The sequence below is a fragment of the Aminobacter sp. P4_D5 genome, from assembly GCF_056401815.1.
In genome coordinates this window covers 1-978 of sequence record NZ_JBFUIP010000450.1, presented here as the reverse complement: position 1 = coordinate 978, position 978 = coordinate 1, and the positions used below count along the sequence as shown (strand labels likewise).

1 protein-coding gene is annotated in these 978 nt (G+C 63.3%); it reads left to right on the top strand.

Annotated elements, in window-relative coordinates:
- Nucleotides 1–180 precede the first annotated feature (180 nt).
- Nucleotides 181–978: Bug family tripartite tricarboxylate transporter substrate binding protein (locus AC1DWF_RS32655; protein ID WP_476842664.1), on the top strand; the 798-nt coding region annotated here is incomplete at its 3' end.

Here is a 978-nt window from a genome sequence, read left to right as displayed (position 1 = left end):
AGGTCACGTTGTCCGGGGAGCTCTCGGGAGAATCCCTCCTTCCGACCACTAGAGGCAGTCTCCTTAGCAAAACTTATGTCTGCTTTCCCTCGCTCGACCTGAAGGCAGAACTGCCGCTATCGGCCGGATCCTGACAGATCAACGTGCCAAGTTGCCATCCGCGGCCAATWTCCATCCGGCTTGCACAAGGCAATTTTCGGCGCACCAAGCAATCGCCGGGCTAACATRATCGAGATACTCGACGGGCTTCTGGGAGGAAAACATGATCTTCACCCGCCGCAKGCTGCTAGCGGTACCCGGCTCGCACTCGCGGCGCCAGCAAGGGCACAAGCCTGGCCGACGCGATCGATCCGGCTGATTTCCACTTTCGAGCCCGGAGGGGCGGCCGACATTCTGGCGCGCGGYCTCGCGGCGATCATGCCCGAGGAACTGCAACAGACCGTCGTCGTGGAGAACCGGACGGGCGCGGCAGGTAATCTCGGCGCCGAGATGGTGGCTCGGGCCACCGACAATCACACGATCTATCTCGCGAGCACCGGACCACTCGCCTACCACCACGTCCTGTTCCGGAGCCTCGCCTTCGATCCCCTGAAGGATTTTGCCGCGATCGGGCTGGCGGCTCTCTCGCCCAACATCCTCGCGGTCCGGAGCGACAGGCCCTGGCGAAATCTTCAGGATTTCATCGAGGAAGCGCGGAGACGTCCCGGCGCCTTAAGTTTTGGCAGTTCCGGCATCGGCACGACGCAGCACCTAACCGGCGAGCTCTTGCAGGCAGAGACCGGCATCGAGCTGTTGCATGTTCCCTACCGGGGCGGTGCGCCAGCCGTTCGTGACCTTGTTGGCGGTCGCCTCGATATGGCCGTCTCSTCGGGCTCCAGCGCCTCCATGATCCGTTCCGGCGAGATCCGGGCAATCGCCGTCTCCGGGGCGACGCGCATCCCGATGATCCCCGACGTCCCGACSATGAGCGAACAAGGT